The organism is Pseudomonas sp. Leaf127, from assembly GCF_001423155.1.
Classification (GTDB): Bacteria; Pseudomonadota; Gammaproteobacteria; order Pseudomonadales; family Pseudomonadaceae; genus Aquipseudomonas; species Aquipseudomonas ovata.
The window spans coordinates 69,052-86,023 of the sequence record NZ_LMOA01000002.1; the positions used below are offsets into that span (position 1 = coordinate 69,052).

Annotated in this window: 13 protein-coding genes; 10 read left to right on the top strand and 3 right to left on the bottom strand. The window is 62.9% G+C overall.

The window, feature by feature from the left end:
• Nucleotides 1-58: 58 nt before the first annotated feature.
• The 7 genes from ASF84_RS04020 to tadA all read left to right on the top strand — a co-directional run bounded on the left by ASF84_RS04020 (nt 59) and on the right by tadA (nt 8,771).
• Entirely contained in the window at nt 59-622 is a 564-nt protein-coding gene (locus ASF84_RS04020) for an NADAR family protein (protein WP_056835496.1), read from the top strand.
• A 55-nt stretch (nt 623-677) separates the two neighbouring features.
• A complete protein-coding gene (locus ASF84_RS29440) occupies nt 678-851 on the top strand; it encodes a hypothetical protein (protein WP_177339449.1) in 174 nt (57 codons plus the stop codon).
• A 335-nt stretch (nt 852-1,186) separates the two neighbouring features.
• Nucleotides 1,187-3,028, top strand: coding sequence for an ATP-binding protein (locus ASF84_RS04025; RefSeq protein ID WP_442963014.1), 1,842 nt, complete (start codon nt 1,187-1,189; stop codon nt 3,026-3,028).
• A gap of 36 nt (nt 3,029-3,064) precedes the next feature.
• A complete protein-coding gene (locus ASF84_RS04030) occupies nt 3,065-4,153 on the top strand; it encodes a hypothetical protein (protein ID WP_056835500.1) in 1,089 nt (362 codons plus the stop codon).
• A gap of 285 nt (nt 4,154-4,438) precedes the next feature.
• A complete protein-coding gene (locus tag ASF84_RS04035; protein WP_056835502.1) occupies nt 4,439-6,463 on the top strand; it encodes a methyl-accepting chemotaxis protein in 2,025 nt (674 codons plus the stop codon).
• 446 nt (nt 6,464-6,909) lie between these two features.
• Nucleotides 6,910-8,283: a multicopper oxidase family protein gene (locus tag ASF84_RS04040; protein WP_056835667.1), complete on the top strand. Its 1,374-nt coding sequence runs from the start codon at nt 6,910-6,912 to the stop codon at nt 8,281-8,283.
• Nucleotides 8,283-8,771 carry a tRNA adenosine(34) deaminase TadA gene (tadA, locus tag ASF84_RS04045; protein ID WP_056835504.1) on the top strand — a complete coding sequence of 163 codons (489 nt, stop codon included), beginning with the start codon at nt 8,283-8,285 and terminating at the stop codon, nt 8,769-8,771. Before ASF84_RS04040 ends, tadA begins: the two co-directional genes overlap by 1 nt.
• A 190-nt stretch (nt 8,772-8,961) precedes the next feature.
• On the opposite strand, the gene mltF is transcribed toward tadA, so the two are convergent.
• The gene (gene mltF / locus ASF84_RS04050) at nt 8,962-10,443 is read right to left on the bottom strand and encodes a membrane-bound lytic murein transglycosylase MltF (protein WP_082481314.1); all 1,482 of its coding nucleotides are present in this window, start codon (nt 10,441-10,443) and stop codon (nt 8,962-8,964) included.
• Between the two features lie 215 nt (nt 10,444-10,658).
• On the opposite strand from mltF, the gene purL reads away from it, so the two are divergent.
• Together purL and ASF84_RS04060 are read left to right on the top strand one after the other, a co-directional pair.
• Entirely contained in the window at nt 10,659-14,555 is a 3,897-nt protein-coding gene (purL, locus tag ASF84_RS04055; protein WP_056835507.1) for a phosphoribosylformylglycinamidine synthase, read from the top strand.
• A 4-nt stretch (nt 14,556-14,559) separates the two neighbouring features.
• The gene (locus ASF84_RS04060; protein ID WP_056835509.1) at nt 14,560-14,871 is read left to right on the top strand and encodes a Nif3-like dinuclear metal center hexameric protein; all 312 of its coding nucleotides are present in this window, start codon (nt 14,560-14,562) and stop codon (nt 14,869-14,871) included.
• A 176-nt stretch (nt 14,872-15,047) separates the two neighbouring features.
• On the opposite strand, the gene ASF84_RS04065 is transcribed toward ASF84_RS04060, so the two are convergent.
• Entirely contained in the window at nt 15,048-15,611 is a 564-nt protein-coding gene (locus ASF84_RS04065) for a L,D-transpeptidase family protein (protein ID WP_056835511.1), read from the bottom strand.
• A gap of 47 nt (nt 15,612-15,658) precedes the next feature.
• A complete protein-coding gene (locus ASF84_RS04070; RefSeq protein ID WP_056835513.1) occupies nt 15,659-16,201 on the bottom strand; it encodes an NUDIX hydrolase in 543 nt (180 codons plus the stop codon).
• 159 nt (nt 16,202-16,360) lie between these two features.
• Here ASF84_RS04070 and ASF84_RS04075 point away from each other — a divergent pair, with 159 nt between their 5' ends.
• Nucleotides 16,361-16,957: a CoA pyrophosphatase gene (locus ASF84_RS04075; protein WP_056835515.1), complete on the top strand. Its 597-nt coding sequence runs from the start codon at nt 16,361-16,363 to the stop codon at nt 16,955-16,957.
• The last annotated feature ends 15 nt before the right edge of the window (nt 16,958-16,972 follow it).

Sequence of the window (16,972 nt, forward strand, 5' to 3'; positions counted from 1 at the left end):
GTTGCCTTGGTTGGCACAGCCGCTGTAACTTCGAGCTTCCGTCAGCGAGGACATCTCATTGAGCGACTCTGAACATCTTGAACAACTGCGCACCCGTTTCAACGCTGGAGAATCTCTGAAATTCACGTTTTTCTGGGGGCACCGGCGCAGCAAGACTGTCGTCACGGCTTCGTGCTTCAGCCAATGGTTCGAGGCCGGATTCATTGTCGAGGAACAACATTACCCGACCGCTGAGCACTTCATGATGGCCGAGAAAGCGGCCTTGTTCGACGATCATGACATTCGTGCCCAGGTGCTCCAGGCCCCGACGCCTGACGCCGCCAAAGCGCTTGGTCGCCACGTGCGCGGATTCAATGAACAGGTCTGGCTGCACCATCGATACGACATCGTCTTTCGAGCGAACCAGGCCAAGTTCTCTCAGAATCCCCAATTGAACGAATACCTTCTTCAAACCGGATCAAGCGTGATTGTCGAGGCCAGCCCGGTTGATAGCATCTGGGGTATAGGGCTCGCCCAAGACAACGCCGATGTGCACAATCCGAATCTGTGGAAAGGCTTGAATCTGCTGGGGTTTGCGCTGATGCAGGTGCGCGACGAGATCAGTAGGCCAACCCCGGCGTAGTGGCCTGAGCAGGCTATTTCGAGGCTTTGCGGCCTCTATGAATCAGGAGTGATTGATGAAAGACCGTAGTCACGATGAGGCCATGGCAGCGCTGTTCCAGGCTGATCCGTCTTATGCGGCGCAGCTGCTGGCCGAGGTTGTACGTGAGGGTGATGCGGATGAAGTGGCCATCCTGGAACGGCAGCTATCAGTCGCCTTGGCCATGAAAGAAGCTGATCCGGCTGCTTGAGCGGGTCTTGACGCTACATGGCATGGCCGAACGCCCGGCACTGACCCGCACGATCTGGCAATAACGACCCCGAAGCCCGCGTAATTGCGGGCTTTCAGGTTTCTGGATCAGCAGCAACAGCCTCTGCAATGGGTCGTCCGGAATTTCGAGGGCCAGTGCCGGTCCGATCAGCCAGAAGCAAACGATGCAAGTGGGGTCGCTGGTGCGCCACAAGGCCCGGACGCACGGCTGTTCTGCGACCACAGGATCAAGAACAGGATTAGGCGGTCCTGTCGCTTTGCCATATTCTTTGCGCCTTCTTACAACGGACGTTCCCCAAGAGCTTGACCATGGACATGCACAGCGATTCTGCGACACACGATTACGCCCGGATCCATCGCGCCGGGGTGGACCTCAGCGGGTTGATGTCGGTGCTTGGCAAGCACCTGTATTCCACGCCCACCGTGGCCCTGCGCGAGCTGGTGCAGAACGCACATGACGCGATCCTGCGCCGGCGCCTGGAGCAGGCGGGCTGGGAAGGCGAGGGGCGTATCGAGGTGGTGGGCGACCCGCAGTCGAACACCATCAGCATCACCGACACCGGCGCCGGCCTGACCGAACAGGAGATTCACGCTTACCTGGCGACCGTGGGCATTGGCTACACCCGGGGCCTGCGCGAGGCCGGCGTGGATGCCGGTGGCCTGATCGGCATGTTCGGGCTGGGCTTTCTGTCGGCTTTTGTACTGGCCAGGCGGGTCACCGTGCGCAGTACGTCCTGCCAGCAGCCGCACCTGGGGTTCTGTTATCAGTCCAGCAATGCCCAGCAGTACAGCGTGGTGGCCTGCGAGCCGCGTCCGGTGGGCACGCAAGTCATTCTGGAACTGCATGAACATCATCGCGCGCTGGCCGAGGCCGGCCGCCTGCGGGCGATCCTGGAGCGCTATTGCGCGCTGCTGGAGGTGCCTATCTATGTCGGTGCGGATACCGATCAGGCAATCAACCACGAGCCGCCGCCCTGGCGACGCGCGGCACAGGGCGATTTGCATCCATTGCAGCGGCACAAGCGGCAACTGGCGTTCGCCACCGGCTTCGAGCACACCTTCGAACCGATCTGCTGCATGCCGGTCACGTCGCGCCAGCAGCCCGACCTGCAAGGCTTGTTGTGGGTACAGGACGGCGCGACCTACGGCTCGAACGATAATCGCCACCTGAGTGTGTTCCTGCGCGGAATGCTGCTCGATGACAACGCCCGTGACTTGTTGCCGTCGTGGGCCGGTTTCATCGGTGGCGTGATCGAGTCCGGACACCTGACGCCGACGGCGAGCCGCGAAGCCTTGCAGCACGATGAGCACTACACGGCGACGCGTCACGCTGTCAGCGAAGCCTTGATCGACGGCCTGGTCGGGCTCGCCGGGCAACAGCCGCAGGCCTGGCGACGGGTGCTGTTGCGCCATAACGCCGCCCTGCTGGGGGCGACGCTGTGCGACCAGCGTCTGTTCGACCTGCTCAAGGACAGTTTGTGCATTCCGACCTCCCGGGGCGAGCTGCTGGCGCGCGACCTGGCCGTGGATGGGGCCGTGCATGTGCTGCTGGACGGCCACAACGGCTTTGAAACAATGCTGTTCCAGGCCTTGGGTTTTCCGGTGGCGCACGGCAATCGTTATGCGGTGCTGCCGTTTCTGCGCCTGTGGTGCGAGGCGCACGGCATGCGTCTGGTCGAGTTGGGCAGCGAAAGCGGTGACCGGCAGTTGTTCACACCGGTCAGCCTGCCGCCTGCGCAACGTGACTGGTTGAGCGCGCAACTGGCCGTGGATGAAGAACTGGTGGTTGCACGGTTTGCGCCCCAGGCGTTGCCGCTGGTGATGGTCAGCAATCACGAGGCGCAGTTGAAGGCCCGGCTTGAAAGCGATGAAGCCGACCGGCGTATCGCCTCGGCCGCCTTGCACCTGGCCCGTCAGTTTACCCGGCAGATAACGGCCCAGGCCGATCACCGGCTTTACCTGAATCTTGATAACCCGGCCATTGCGGCCCTGATCCGGGCCATCGACGACAACCCCTCGGGCGCCCTGGAGGCTGCACGACTGCTCAAGGTGTTCAAGGTGATCATCGCCGGGCAGGCCGCCGTGCAGGCACCGGCCGCCCTGACCGGGGCGCTGGAAGGGCTGTCGTTGTCGATGCAGGTTTTGCTGGCCCGCTGATCAGTCATCTGAACAATCGAATGGAGCGTGACGTACATGGATATCTGGAATTGGGTCTATACACTCAAGACCGAGCTGCGAGCGGCGGGCCACGGGCAGGCGGTCGATGTGCTGGATCGCATGCTTCGCCACACCTACAGCGTGGAGGTCACCCAGGCCCAAGCCTTGCTGCCAGAGCTCAAGGCGCACGCCAAGGCCATTGGCAATCCGTGGCTGGAGGTGTTCATCGGTCATTGGGAAATGCGCAATCGCATCGGCAGCCTGCTGGAAGGGGACGCGGCGCTGGCACAGGTGGTAGCGCTGTTCGAGCGGGCCAACCGCGAAGATGCCCAGCAATGCCCGCAATCGGTCTGCGTGACCCAGGACCTAGTGGGCTGTTATGCCAATGTCGATGGTGCCGGATGGGTCCAGGAGCGGATCGCCGTCTGTGACGAGGCCTTGCAGCGCGTTGAGCCGCAACGGGCCTGTTTTTCATGCATCAGTTATGAAAAGGCCGATGCCCTGCTCGACGACGGGCGTCCCGAGGAGGCCCTGGCGTTCCTGGAACAACAACAAGGCCGGATCCTGGCGGCCGGCAAATCGATCTACGGGGCCCTGCACGAGATCCACATGGCCGTCCTGCTGCGTTTGAACCGGCCCGAGCAGGCCTGGGCAGTGCTCCTGGAGTGGGAGGCTGGCCTTGAGGGGTACGAATGGCCGACCCAGCGCCAGTCGCGTCTGATGTTCAAGGCGCAGGTGCTGGCCCGGTTGCAGCGCGACGAGGAGGCCTGGGCCTTGCTGCTGGCCGAGGACGAGTTGATTCCGCGCTACCGTATGTTCTGGCTGCTTGCATTCGAAGAGTTATTGCAGCGCGCCCCGCAGCGCAATAACCAGATGCTGGCCGACCGGCTTGAGCAGCTCATCGGGCAGCACCATCGCTATGGCGCGCACCGGCGGGTGATCCAGGTGGCCGCGATCAGTATTCCATTGGCCCTGCAGCGCCAGGACCTGGCCCAGGCTCGGCAGCACCTGGCGCTGGCACACACGCATGTCGGCCAGTTGCGACGCGATTGTGGGGCACAGGCGTTGCTGGCGTCCCTGGCAAGTCAGATCGAGGCTGCCAGCCCGCCGCTCAAGGTCAATTGATCACGATTATCCCGGCCGGTGGTACTGCATTCTCTCTCTTTGCGCAGTGATGTCTCAGTGACATCATTGTGTGTCGAGCGTTCCAAAGCTGTACAAAAATAAAAATATGTACAACTTTTGCCGAAGTCTTCACTCTCACCCTTCACGCGCTGACTGAAACGTTTAATTACATAATCAAACGTGATGATCCCACTGAGCCAGACAGAGCCAGGCGCTACGAGAAAAGGACCGTTCTCCCCCAGCAATCCTTACCCATACCGTCCCGCTTCGGGCTGTGAGAACTCCATGAATATCCTTGCTCCTGCCGTCACCCTGGCTAACCGACTGCGCTTCTCGACCAAGTTCGGCGTGCTGGCGATCATTGTTTTGATCCCGCTGGTCATGCTCGGCACGCGTGTTGTCCAGCAGATCAATCACAGCCTGGAGGTGATTGCCTCGGAGCAACTCGGCCAGCGCTACCTGCAGGAAGTGACACCCGTCTTGCGTTTTTCGATGCTGCAACGCGCGCTGACCAACCGTTTGCTCAGTGGTGATGCGACGGCGCAGGCCGATGTATCGGCCAATCAGGCGAAGCTGGAAGACGCGTTCTCCCGACTTGAAACCCTTGACCGGCAGTTCAATGCCCAACTGGAAACCAGTGACCGCGTGCAGCGCCTGCACGCCGGTGTGCAGGCGCTGATTGCGCAGGCAAAGACCGGTGTTGAGCCGGGCAAGATGTTCGACGACTGGAACGATCAGCTTATCGAGACCCTGAACTTCGTCTATTTCGTGTCGGCCACCTCGGGCATGGTGCTGGATGAAGATTTTGCCTCGCTGTTCATGATCGACCAGAGCACCTTGAGGCTGCCACGGCAGATCAATATCGTCGGGCAATTGCGCGGCCTGGCCAGTGGTCTGCGTGACGGGCAAACCTTGAGCCCGGCGACCCGCGGCGCGATCCGGTTGATGCTCAAGAACGAATTGCTGATCCGCAAGGAACTGCAGCAGAGCCTGGCACTGTTGCGCCGCAAGGAGCCGGCCCTGGCCGACCGCATTCAGGCGCCGGTCAGCAGTGCCATCGTGGGCCTGGACAGTTTCCGTAACGACCTCGAAGCAGTGGTCAACTCGACCCGCGAGACCATCACGGGCGTGCAGAACCTGCCGGCCACGGGCAATGCGGTGGTGGCCGATCTGTACAAGGCGCAAGACACGCTGCAAGACGCACTGCTGGACCGGTTGAAGGACCGTGCCGAGGCGATGACCGCCGAGCGGCTGCTGATCCTGGGCATGATCGGGTTTCTCGGTCTGCTGCTGGTGTATGCCTTCAGCGGCATCTACAGTGCCATGCGCCGCACCATTAATGAGGTGCTGATGGCTACCCGACAGATCGCCCAGGGCGACCTGACGGCACGCATCGAGGTGCGCGGCAAGGATGAGATGGCCGATGTGGGCCAGGCCGTCAACCAGATGGCGCAGGCCTTCGGTGCCTCGCTGGTGCAGGTCGAGCGCAGTTCGCAGTCGGTGTCCGAGGCGGCCACGCGCATGGGGCTGTCGATCGAGCGTGCCAAGCACTCAATGAGCGCGCAGCAGAGTGAAACCGAGCAGGTCGCCACGGCCATCAACGAAATGACCGCCAGTGTGGCCGACGTCGCACAAAACACCGAAGGTGCTGCCCACGCGGCCGAGCACGCCGGCAAGTCCTCCAGTGCAGGCCTGGCGAAAATGCAGGAGACCCGTGCCACCGTCGAGGCCCTGGCCGAGGAAGTGGAACGCAGCGCACAGAAGGTCTCGGCGCTTGCCCAGCACAGCCAGCAGATCGGCGGGGTGGTTGAAGTCATCCGCAACATTGCCGATCAGACCAACCTGCTGGCCTTGAACGCCGCCATTGAAGCCGCCCGTGCAGGTGAGCAGGGCCGGGGGTTTGCGGTGGTGGCCGATGAAGTGCGCACGCTGGCTTCACGGACTCAGAATTCCACCGAGGAAATCCGCCGCATTATCCAGGAACTGCAACTGGCCACCAACGCCGCCGTCGAGCAGATGAAGACCGGCCAACAGCGCGCACAGGCCTGCATCATCTCCGCCGACGAGGCCTCGACCAGCCTGGATGCGATCAATGATGGCGTGGAGCAGATCGTGGGCATGAACACCCAGATCGCCAGTGCGGCGGTGCAGCAACATGCCGTCTCGGAAGACATCAACCGCAACGTGACCGGGATTCGCAACGGCAGCGTCGTGCTCATGGAAGGTATCGAAGACAACGCCGTGACGGCCGGGGAGTTGTCGCTGCTGGCGAGCGAACTGCGCACGGTGGTGGCGCGGTTCAGGTTGTAAGGATTCCGGGCGGATCCAGTGCTGGATCCGCCTTTCTACTACGCTGATTTCTTGATCTGGCACGTTTGCTTGAGCCAGTGATGCCTGTCTTTTTGGTTGTCAATTGACAACCCTTTTTTGTCTGAATTCTGAGGCTATTCATGAGGCGTCCTACGCATCCAGGGAAGGAAATCGAAGACGCTTTGACGTGTGCAGAAGCTCAGGCAAGGCAAAAAGCGGCGAGCAAGCGCAGTTGACACGTGTCAATGAGCATTGCGAGTCGCTTTTTAACGCAGCATGGCCGAGCGCAGCCACTTTACGTACAGAGCCTAGAGTCCTGCCAATGTTGACGCGAACTGTACCTGCGTCGAAATGCCGATCTTACGCATTCGCATTCGGGGGTGTATCGTAATGCCCCCTCGCATCCGTCCACGGATGCACTCGTCGTGCTCAAGGTGTTCGCGCTCATGTCTTTTACCCGTCGCCAGATTCTCACCGGCATCGCCGGCCTTGCCGTGGTCGGCCTGGGCGCGGGTGGCGCGGCGCGCTACTGGTTGGGCCAGCGCGGGCCGGGGGAGGGGCATGATTTCGAACTGATCGCCGCGCCGCTGGATGTGGAACTGGTGCCCGGCCACAAGACCCCGGCCTGGGCCTTTGGTGGCACTGCGCCGGGCACCGAGCTGCGGGTGCGCCAGGGCGAGTGGCTGCGCTTGCGCTTCATCAACCATCTGCCGGTCGAGACCACCATTCACTGGCATGGCATCCGGGTGCCGCTGGAGATGGACGGTGTGCCCTACGTTTCGCAGTTGCCGGTCAAGCCGGGCGAGTATTTCGACTACAAGTTCCGCGTGCTGGATGCCGGCAGCTTCTGGTACCACCCGCACGTCAGCAGCAGCGAAGAGCTGGGGCGCGGGCTGGTGGGGCCGTTGATCGTCGAAGAGCGCGACCCTACCGGCTTTGCCCATGAGCGTACGCTCAGCCTGAAGAACTGGCATGTCGATGAGGTCGGGGCCTTTACCGAGTTCAGCGTGATCCGCGAAGCGGCGCGCGAGGGCACGGCCGGGCGCTTGTCGACGATAAATGGCGAGCACCGCAGTGTGATCGAGCTGCCGGCCGGCGAGATTACCCGGGTGCGGCTGCTCAATCTGGACAACACCGTGACCTATCGCATCAACTTGCCGGACGCCGAAGCGCGGATCTATGCCATTGATGGCAATCCGGTCGAGCCCCGGCCGTTGGGCAAGGATTACTGGCTGGGGCCGGGCATGCGCCTGTGCCTGGCGGTCAGGGCGCCGGCGGCCGGTGAAGAATTGTCATTGCGCAACGGCCCGGTACGCCTGGGCACCTTGCGCTCGGTGGCCAGCACGGGCACGGGTAGCGACTGGCCACCGGCCCTGCCGGCCAATCCGCTGCCCGAGCCGGACCTGGGGCAGGCCGAGACGATCAACTTCAACTTCGAGTGGGTCGGGTCGGTGTCCGAGGGCACGGCCGACGGCAAGCCGCCGAGCCTGTGGCAGATCAATGGCCAGGCTTGGGACATCACCGACAAGACCTGTGCCGAGCGGCCGATTGCCCGGCTGAAACTGGGCAAGAGCTATATCTTTGAACTCAAGAACATGGCCCAGTACCAGCATCCGATCCACTTGCATGGCATGAGCTTCAAGGTGCTCAAGTCCGACAGACGCAAGATCATTCCGTATTTCACCGACACCTTCTTGCTGGGCCGCAACGAGCGTGCCTGGGTGGCGCTGGTGGCCGATAACCCTGGCGTCTGGATGTTCCATTGCCATGTGATCGATCACATGGAAACCGGCCTGATGGCCGCCATCGAGGTGTCGTGATGCGCCAGCCCGTGATTATCGACCGTAGCCGCGACCAGGATTTCATGCGCGAGGCGCTGGCCCTGGCCGCGCAAGGGGCGGCGCTGGGCGAGGTGCCGGTGGGGGCCATCGTGGTCGTGGACGGGCTGGTGGTGGGGCGCGGCTATAACTGCCCGATCAGCGGCCATGACCCCAGTGCCCATGCCGAAATGGTGGCGATCCGCGATGCGGCGCGGGCCCTGAGCAATTACCGACTGCCGGGCAGCACCCTGTACGTGACCCTGGAGCCGTGCAGCATGTGCGCGGGCCTGATCGTGCATTCACGCATCGGCCGGGTGGTGTATGGCGCGCTGGAGCCCAAGGCCGGTGTGGTACAGAGCCAGGGGCAGTTCTTCATCCAGGGCTTTCTCAATCATCGGGTGCTGTTTGAAGGCGGGGTACTGGGCGAGGAATGCGGTAGCGTGCTGAGCGAGTTCTTCCGCAAGCGCCGGGCACTGCAAAAAACCTGAGAAAATCACCCCCGTAGGAGCGCGCTTGCCCGCGACCGAGTGCGCAGCGCTCGCAAAATTTGCCAGACGCCACAAATGCTGAGCTGTGGACGCCTCTAAAATCTATGAAACGCTGAAAATTTACGACTGCTAACGCAGCCGGTCGCGGGCAAGCGCGCTCCTACCTGGCCCCATGTTTGCTGCGCGATCATCAAGGCGTGGCAGGCTGTGCAGGCGCCGGCGGCTGGGCCCCGGCCGGCGCGGTCTTGTCGACGCCGGGCACATGCAGCTTGCCCTCGGCAACCTGGCTGCCTTCCAGCTGGGGTTGGGTCACCCAGGTCAGGATGTCGTAATAGCGGCGGATGTTGGCAACGAAATGCACCGGCTCGCCGCCACGGGCATAGCCATAGCGGGTCTTGCTGTACCACTTCTTCTGCGACAGGCGCGGCAGCATTTTCTTCACATCCAGCCACTTGTTGGGATTAAGCCCCTCGTTCACCGCCAGTTTGCGGGCGTCTTCGAGATGGCCGCCGCCAACGTTGTAGGCCGCCAGCGCCAGCCAGGTGCGGTCGGGCTCCTGGATGTCCTTGTCGAGCTGCTCTTTCACGTAGGCAAAGTACTTGGCGCCGCCCTGAATGCTTTGCCGGGCATCCAGGCGGTTGGTCACGCCCATGGCCTGGGCGGTGTTCTGGGTCAGCATCATCAACCCGCGTACGCCGGTCTTGGAGGTGACCGTGGGCTGCCACATCGATTCCTGATAGCCGATGGCTGCCAGCAGACGCCAGTCGACCTGCTCTTTCTTCGAGGAGGTCTGGAAGAATTTTTCGTATTTGGGCAGGCGTTCCTGCAAGTGCTGGGCAAAGGTGTAGGCGCCGACATAGCCCAGCACGTCGACATGGCCGTAGTAACGGTCCTTGAGGTGTTGCAGGGTGTCGTTCTTCTCGACCTTGGCCAGGAAGGCGTTGATCTCGTTGAGCAGGCTGTTGTCCTCTCCGGACGCCACGGCCCAGCGCTGCTGGCGGGTCTCGCCCAGGTCGAAGGCGACCCGCACGTTGGAAAAATACACCTGGTTCATCGCCAGTTCGTTGGAATCCACCAGGGTCAGGTCGATCTGCCCTTCATCGACCATGCGCAGCAGGTCGACCACCTCGACCGCGTCGGACTCTTCGTATTCCAGCGCCGGATACTGCGCCTTGAGGGTGGCCAGTTGCTCGGCATGGCTGCTGCCCTTGAGCACGATGATGCGCTTGCCGACCAGGTCGGCGCCCTCGGTAGGGCGCGACTGGCCATTGCGGTACACCACCTGCGGGGTGACCTCCAGGTAGGGGCGCGAGAAGCGCGCCTGCTGGCTGCGCCTTTGCGTTTCGATCAGGCCGGCGGCGCCCAGTACCGGGCCGTCGGGTTGCTGCAAACGGTCGAACAGTTCATCGAGGTTGTCGGCGGTTTCGATCTTCAGCTCCACCCCCAGGTCATCGGCAAAACGCTTGACCAACTCGTACTCGAAGCCGGTTTCACCGTTGCGGTCCTGAAAGTAAGTGGCCGGGCTGTTGCGGGTGATTACGCGCAGCACGCCGTCCTCCTTGACTCGCTCCAGTGTGGTGGGTTTATCCACACAGGCGCCGAGCAGCAGGAAGAGTCCGGTTGCGATGAGCCATCTGACGCAACGAATACGGAAAGCGGGTTGGGAGAACATCGGTGCAGTATACGCAAACGGCCCTGAGCGCCATATATCGACAGCAAAGCCTGCGTCTGATAAGAAAACCGGCTATTTTCGATCTGCCGAGGCTCAAACAGGTCGGTGCGACACGGCGGCGCATGCCGTGCAGCCGTTTTGGGTGCCAGAAGGACTGCTTTAGGCTAGAATGCGTGGCCTCAAAGTACACCCCCCTTCCCGAGGCTGTCCCGACGATGTTGATCCTGCGTGGTGCTCCTGCCCTTTCTGCTTTCCGCCACAGCAAATTGCTGGAACAACTGAAACAAAAAGTTTCAGCTGTCAGTGGCCTGTACGCCGAATTCGCTCACTTCGCTGAAGTCGACGGCGCCTTGAGCGACCAGGAGCACCAGGTGCTCGAGCGGCTGCTGAAATACGGCCCGAGCGTGCCGGTCCAGGAGCCCAATGGCCGCCTGTTCCTGATCGTGCCGCGTTTTGGCACCATTTCGCCCTGGTCGAGCAAGGCCAGCGACATTGCCCGCAACTGCGGCCTGGATAAGATCCAGCGCCTGGAGCGTGGCATTGCCTTTTATGTAGAAGGTTCGCTCAGCGATGCCGAGGCGCAAGCCGTCGCCGCTGTGCTGCACGACCGCATGACCCAACTGGTGCTGACCTCCCTGGATCAGGCTTCGGCCCTGTTCAGCCATGCCCGGCCGCGGGAAATGACCTCGGTTGATATCCTCGGCGGTGGCCGTGCCTCGCTGGAGAAGGCCAATGTCGAGCTGGGCCTGGCCCTGGCCGAAGACGAGATCGACTATCTGGTTACCAGCTTCACCGGCCTCAAGCGTAACCCGAACGACATCGAGCTGATGATGTTCGCCCAGGCCAACTCCGAGCACTGCCGGCACAAGATCTTCAACGCCAGTTGGGACATCGACGGCCAGGAACAGGAAAAAAGCCTGTTCGGCATGATCAAGAACACCTACGTGATGCACAGCGAAGGTGTGCTGTCGGCCTACAAGGACAACGCCTCGGTGATCGTCGGCCACGTGGCCGGGCGCTTCTTCCCGAACGCCGAAACCCGCCAGTACGGCGCGGTCAAGGAGCCGGTGCACATCCTGATGAAGGTCGAGACCCACAACCACCCGACCGCCATCGCGCCATTCCCGGGGGCCTCCACCGGCTCCGGCGGCGAGATCCGCGACGAGGGTGCCACCGGTCGCGGCGCCAAGCCCAAGGCCGGCCTGACCGGCTTCACCGTCTCCAACCTGCAGATTCCCGGTTTCGTGCAGCCCTGGGAGAAGCCGTACGGCAAGCCCGAGCGCATCGTCACCGCACTGGACATCATGATCGAAGGCCCGTTGGGTGGCGCTGCGTTCAACAACGAATTCGGCCGTCCGGCCCTGACCGGCTACTTCCGTACCTTCGAGCAGTCGATCAGCACCCCGCACGGCGACGAAGTGCGCGGCTATCACAAGCCGATCATGCTGGCCGGTGGCATGGGTAACATCCGTGCCGAGCACGTCCAGAAGGGTGAAATCACCGTCGGCGCCAAGCTGATCGTGCTGGGCGGCCCGGCCATGCTGATCGGCCTGGGCGGCGGCGCCGCCTCGTCGATGGCCACCGGCACCAGCTCGGCTGACCTGGACTTTGCCTCGGTACAGCGCGAAAACCCGGAAATGGAGCGTCGCTGCCAGGAAGTCATCGACCGTTGCTGGCAACTGGGTGACAAGAACCCGATCGCCTTCATCCACGATGTCGGCGCCGGTGGCCTGTCCAACGCCTTCCCGGAGCTGGTCAACGACGGCGGCCGTGGCGGCCGCTTCGAACTGCGCAACGTGCCCAACGACGAGCCGGGCATGGCCCCGCTGGAAATCTGGAGCAACGAATCGCAAGAGCGCTACGTGCTGGCGGTCAGCGCCGAAGACTTCGAGCGCTTCGAAGCCATCTGCGAGCGCGAGCGTTGCCCGTTTGCCGTCGTCGGTGAGGCCACTGAAGAGCCGCACCTGACCGTGACCGACAGCCACTTCGGCAACAGCCCGGTCGACATGCCGCTCGAAGTGCTGCTGGGCAAGGCGCCGCGCATGCACCGCTCGGTTCAGCGTGAAGCCGAGCAGGGCGATGATTTCGACCCGAGCGTGCTGGACCTGGCCGACAGCGTGCAGCGCGTGCTGCACCACCCGGCCGTGGCCAGCAAGAGCTTCCTGATCACCATCGGTGACCGCAGCATCACCGGCCTGGTGGCCCGCGACCAGATGGTCGGCCCCTGGCAGGTGCCGGTGGCCGATTGCGCCGTGACCGCCACCAGTTTCGACGTCAACACCGGCGAAGCCATGGCCATGGGTGAACGCACCCCGCTGGCACTGCTCGACGCCGCCGCTTCGGCGCGGATGGCGGTCGGCGAGACGCTGACCAACATCGCGGCCTCCCGTATCGACCGCCTTTCCGATATCAAGCTGTCGGCCAACTGGATGTCGGCCGCCGGCCACCCCGGTGAAGACGCCCGCCTGTACGACGCGGTCAAGGCCGTGGGCATGGAGCTGTGCCCTGAGCTGGGCATCACCATTCCGGTCGGCAAGGACTCGATGTCCATGAAGACCCGCTGGAGCGACGAAGGCACCGAGAAGAGCGTGACCTCGCCGATGTCGCTGATCGTGACCGGTTTTGCCCCGGTCGCCGACATCCGCCAGACCCTGACCCCGCAACTGCGCATGGACAAGGGCGAGACCGACCTGATCCTGATCGATCTGGGCCGTGGCCAGGACCGCATGGGCGGCTCGATCCTTGCCCAGGTGCATGGCCTGCTGGGCCGCAGCGTGCCGGACGTGGACGATGCCGAAGACCTCAAGGCTTTCTTCGCCGTTATCCAGGGCCTGAACGCCGACGGCCACTTGCTGGCCTACCACGACCGCTCCGACGGCGGTCTGATGGCCACTGTGCTGGAAATGGCCTTTGCCGGTCATTGCGGTCTGCAACTGTGCCTCGACGGCCTGGCTGAAAACGCCTCTGAACTGTCGGCCATCCTCTTCAACGAAGAGCTGGGGGCGGTCGTCCAGGTGCGCCAGGATGCCACTGCCAACGTGCTGGCCCAGTTCAGCGCCGCTGGCCTGTCGGACTGCGTGGCGGTCATCGGCAAGCCGCTCAACAACGACGAAGTCTCGATCAGCTACGGCGGCGCTACCGTATTCAGCAGCCAGCGTCACCAGTTGCACCGCGAGTGGGCCAAGACCAGCTACCAGATCCAGCGCCTGCGCGACAACCCCGAGTGCGCCGACCAGGAGTTCGACCTGTTGCTCGAGGAAGACAACCCGGGTCTCAACGTCAAGCTGGGCTTCGACGTCAACGATGACATTGCCGCGCCCTACATCAAGAAAGGCGTGCGCCCGAGCGTGGCCGTGCTGCGCGAGCAGGGCGTCAACGGTCAGGTCGAGATGGCCGCTGCTTTCGACCGCGCCGGCTTCAACGCCATCGACGTGCACATGAGCGATATCCTCGCCGGTCGCGTCGACCTCAACGCGTTCAAGGGCCTGGTTGCCTGCGGCGGCTTCTCCTACGGCGACGTGCTGGGTGCTGGTGAAGGCTGGGCCAAGTCGGCCCTGTTCAACGCCCGTGCCCGTGATGCCTTCCAAGGCTTCTTCGAGCGCGCCGACAGCTTCACGCTGGGCGTGTGCAACGGTTGCCAGATGCTCTCCAACCTGCACGAGCTGATTCCGGGCAGCGAGCTGTGGCCGCACTTCGTGCGTAACCGCTCCGAGCAGTTCGAGGCGCGCGTGGCCCTGGTGCAGATCCAGGAATCGCCGTCGATCTTCCTGCAAGGCATGGCCGGTTCGCGCATGCCGATCGCCATCGCCCACGGCGAAGGTCATGCCGAGTTCGCCAGCAGCGACGCCCTGGCCCTGACCGACGCTTCCGGCACCGTGGCCCTGCGCTACGTCGACAACCATGGCAAGGTGACCGAAACCTACCCGGCCAACCCGAACGGTTCGCCACGCGGTATCGGTGGCCTGACCAGCCGTGACGGTCGCGTGACCATCATGATGCCGCACCCAGAGCGGGTCTTCCGTGCCGTGCAGAACTCCTGGCGTCCGGATGACTGGAACGAGGACGCGGCCTGGATGCGCATGTTCCGCAATGCGCGCGCCTGGGTGAACTGAGTCGATGTATAAACTCGCGTTCTTCGTCCCGACCAGTCATCTGGAACCGGTGAAGAGCGCGCTGTTTGCTGCAGGGGCCGGGCGAATAGGCGACTACGATCACTGTGCCTGGCAGGTCCCGGGCCAGGGCCAGTTCCGCCCGCTGGACGGCAGCCAGCCGTTCATCGGGCAGGGCGGGGTGGTCGAGCAGGTCGAGGAGTGGAAGGTCGAACTGGTGGTCGCCGACGAGCACATTCGTGCGGCGGTGGCAGCCCTCAGGCTCAGCCACCCCTACGAAACACCGGCCTATGACGTGTGGCGGCTGGAAGATTTCTGACGCTGCTACACATTAAGCGCGCTCATCAAACACAATGCATCATCGGCACGAAAATCGCCCCCGTAGGAGCGACCAGCGGTCGCGAATGCCGCAGTTGATCATGTGGGTCTTTTCGCGACCGTTGGTCGCTCCTACAGGTCGGGTGTTTGCTGCGCGCCAAGGCAGCGGGTGATCGCCTACGGTCTGATCTCGATCATCGTGCCGTCTTTCACCAGGTCCCATATCTCGCGCATGTCGTTGTTCTTCAGCGCGATGCAGCCCTCTGTCCAGTCCAGCGTATGGAAATACCACTCCGGGTATTCTTCGTCGATGGGCGTGCCGTGGATCATGATCATGCTGCCGGGCTTGACGCCCTCGCGTCTGGCCCGCTCGCTGTCGGCGGCGTTGGGGTAGGACACGTGCATCGACAGGTTGTAGCGGCTGCTCGGCTTGCGCCAGTCGAGCCAGTAGAAACCTTCGGGCGTGCGCTTGTCGCCCTCCTGCAGCTTGGTGCCCTTGGGGTTCTTGCCCAGCGAGACCCGATAGGTCTTGAGCGCTTCGCCGTCACTGATCAGCTGCAACTGGCGCGCCGACTTGATGACCAGCACCTTGTCGATCTTGCGCTCGGACAGTTTGACGGTGTTGATCACCTTCTCGCCGACGATCTTCTGCTCGCTGCCCTTGGGCACGATGGTCTGGGTGAAAGCCGCCTGGGAGGCGGAGGCGAACGACAGGCACAGTACGGCGAACAACCAACGCATGGACGTTTTCCTGAAGGCACATGCAAGATGTGCCGGACGTGGGGCAATCAAGTGGGGCGTGAGGCCGGCAGCACTTGGGTGTGGACCGGATAGTGCTGCTCACGGCGGTCGGCGAAGAAGCATTCTAGGGTACGCCTGACCGTCATGAAAGCCAGGTCGTGCCAGGGAATGTCGGCTTCGTCGAACAACTGCACCTCCAGGCTCTCTATCCCGGCGGCAAATCCGCTGCCGGCCAGCTCGGCCCGGTAGAACACATGCACCTGATTGATGTGCGGCACATCGATCACGGCATACAGGTGCATGTCCTGCAGGCTGGCGCAGGCTTCCTCGACGGTTTCGCGGCGGGCGGCCTGTTCGACGGTCTCGCCGTTTTCCATGAAGCCGGCCGGCAGGGTCCAGAAGCCGTGACGCGGCTCGATGGCCCGACGGCACAGCAGCACCTTGTCACCCACAGTCACCAGGCAGCCGGCGACGATATTGGGGTTCTGGTAATGAATGGTGTGGCAGTGGTCGCACACATAGCGCAGGCGGCTGTCGCCGTCGGGAATGCGCTGGGTGACCGCCTGGCCGCAATGGCTGCAGAAATTCATGGCGTGTTTCGATCCGTGAGGGCAGCCGTCATCTTGGCCTGCCATGCGTGCGCTCAGCAAGTTTTCATGTGCGGCGCTCATCAAGTTGCTGCGCTAAGGCTTGGGCGGGCAGGCGCTTTTGGTGCATGATGCGGGGTAGCCAACCGATCGAGATTTCCCATGCTGGATGAGCTGCTGAGTCGTGTAAGCCGTCATACGCCAGAGATCCTTGAGACGGATCGGCGCTTTCCCGAGGCCGCTGTCCTGTTGCCGGTAACCCGCAGCGACAAGCCCGAACTGGTGCTGACCCTGCGCGCCAGCGGTCTGTCGACCCACGGCGGCGAAGTGGCTTTCCCCGGTGGCCGGCGCGATCCTGAAGACCCCGACCTGGTGTTCACCGCCCTGCGCGAGGCCGAGGAGGAAATCGGCCTGCCGCCGGGGCTGGTCGAGGTGATCGGCCCGTTGAGCCCGGTGGTCTCGCGCTATGGCATCAAGGTCACGCCTTACGTCGGCATCATCCCGGATTTTGTCGAGTACCGTCCCAACGATGACGAGATCGCCGCGGTGTTCAGCGTGCCGCTGGAATTCTTCCGCCAGGACGTGCGTGAGCACACCCATCGCATCGACTATGAGGGGCGCAGCTGGTACGTCCCCAGCTACCGTTATGGCGAGTACAAGATCTGGGGGCTGACCGCGCTCATGATTGTCGAGTTGATCAACGTGCTGTACGACGCCAATATCAGCCTGCAGCGCCCACCCCTGTCTGCCAAGACCTGAATCCCTGCAAGAACG

What these genes read in the sequence shown, in the direction of transcription:
- ASF84_RS04075 (WP_056835515.1), top strand. Translation starts at nt 16,361, where the DNA reads ATGCTGGATGAGCTGCTGAGTCGTGTAAGCCGTCATACGCCAGAGATC.
- mltF (WP_082481314.1), bottom strand. Translation starts at nt 10,443, where the DNA reads ATGTTCTCCCAACCCGCTTTCCGTATTCGTTGCGTCAGATGGCTCATC.
- ASF84_RS04060 (WP_056835509.1), top strand. Translation starts at nt 14,560, where the DNA reads ATGTATAAACTCGCGTTCTTCGTCCCGACCAGTCATCTGGAACCGGTG.
- ASF84_RS04030 (WP_056835500.1), top strand. Translation starts at nt 3,065, where the DNA reads ATGGATATCTGGAATTGGGTCTATACACTCAAGACCGAGCTGCGAGCG.
- tadA (WP_056835504.1), top strand. Translation starts at nt 8,283, where the DNA reads ATGCGCCAGCCCGTGATTATCGACCGTAGCCGCGACCAGGATTTCATG.
- ASF84_RS04070 (WP_056835513.1), bottom strand. Translation starts at nt 16,201, where the DNA reads ATGAATTTCTGCAGCCATTGCGGCCAGGCGGTCACCCAGCGCATTCCC.
- ASF84_RS04065 (WP_056835511.1), bottom strand. Translation starts at nt 15,611, where the DNA reads ATGCGTTGGTTGTTCGCCGTACTGTGCCTGTCGTTCGCCTCCGCCTCC.
- ASF84_RS04040 (WP_056835667.1), top strand. Translation starts at nt 6,910, where the DNA reads ATGTCTTTTACCCGTCGCCAGATTCTCACCGGCATCGCCGGCCTTGCC.
- ASF84_RS04025 (WP_442963014.1), top strand. Translation starts at nt 1,187, where the DNA reads ATGCACAGCGATTCTGCGACACACGATTACGCCCGGATCCATCGCGCC.
- ASF84_RS29440 (WP_177339449.1), top strand. Translation starts at nt 678, where the DNA reads ATGAAAGACCGTAGTCACGATGAGGCCATGGCAGCGCTGTTCCAGGCT.
- ASF84_RS04035 (WP_056835502.1), top strand. Translation starts at nt 4,439, where the DNA reads ATGAATATCCTTGCTCCTGCCGTCACCCTGGCTAACCGACTGCGCTTC.
- purL (WP_056835507.1), top strand. Translation starts at nt 10,659, where the DNA reads ATGTTGATCCTGCGTGGTGCTCCTGCCCTTTCTGCTTTCCGCCACAGC.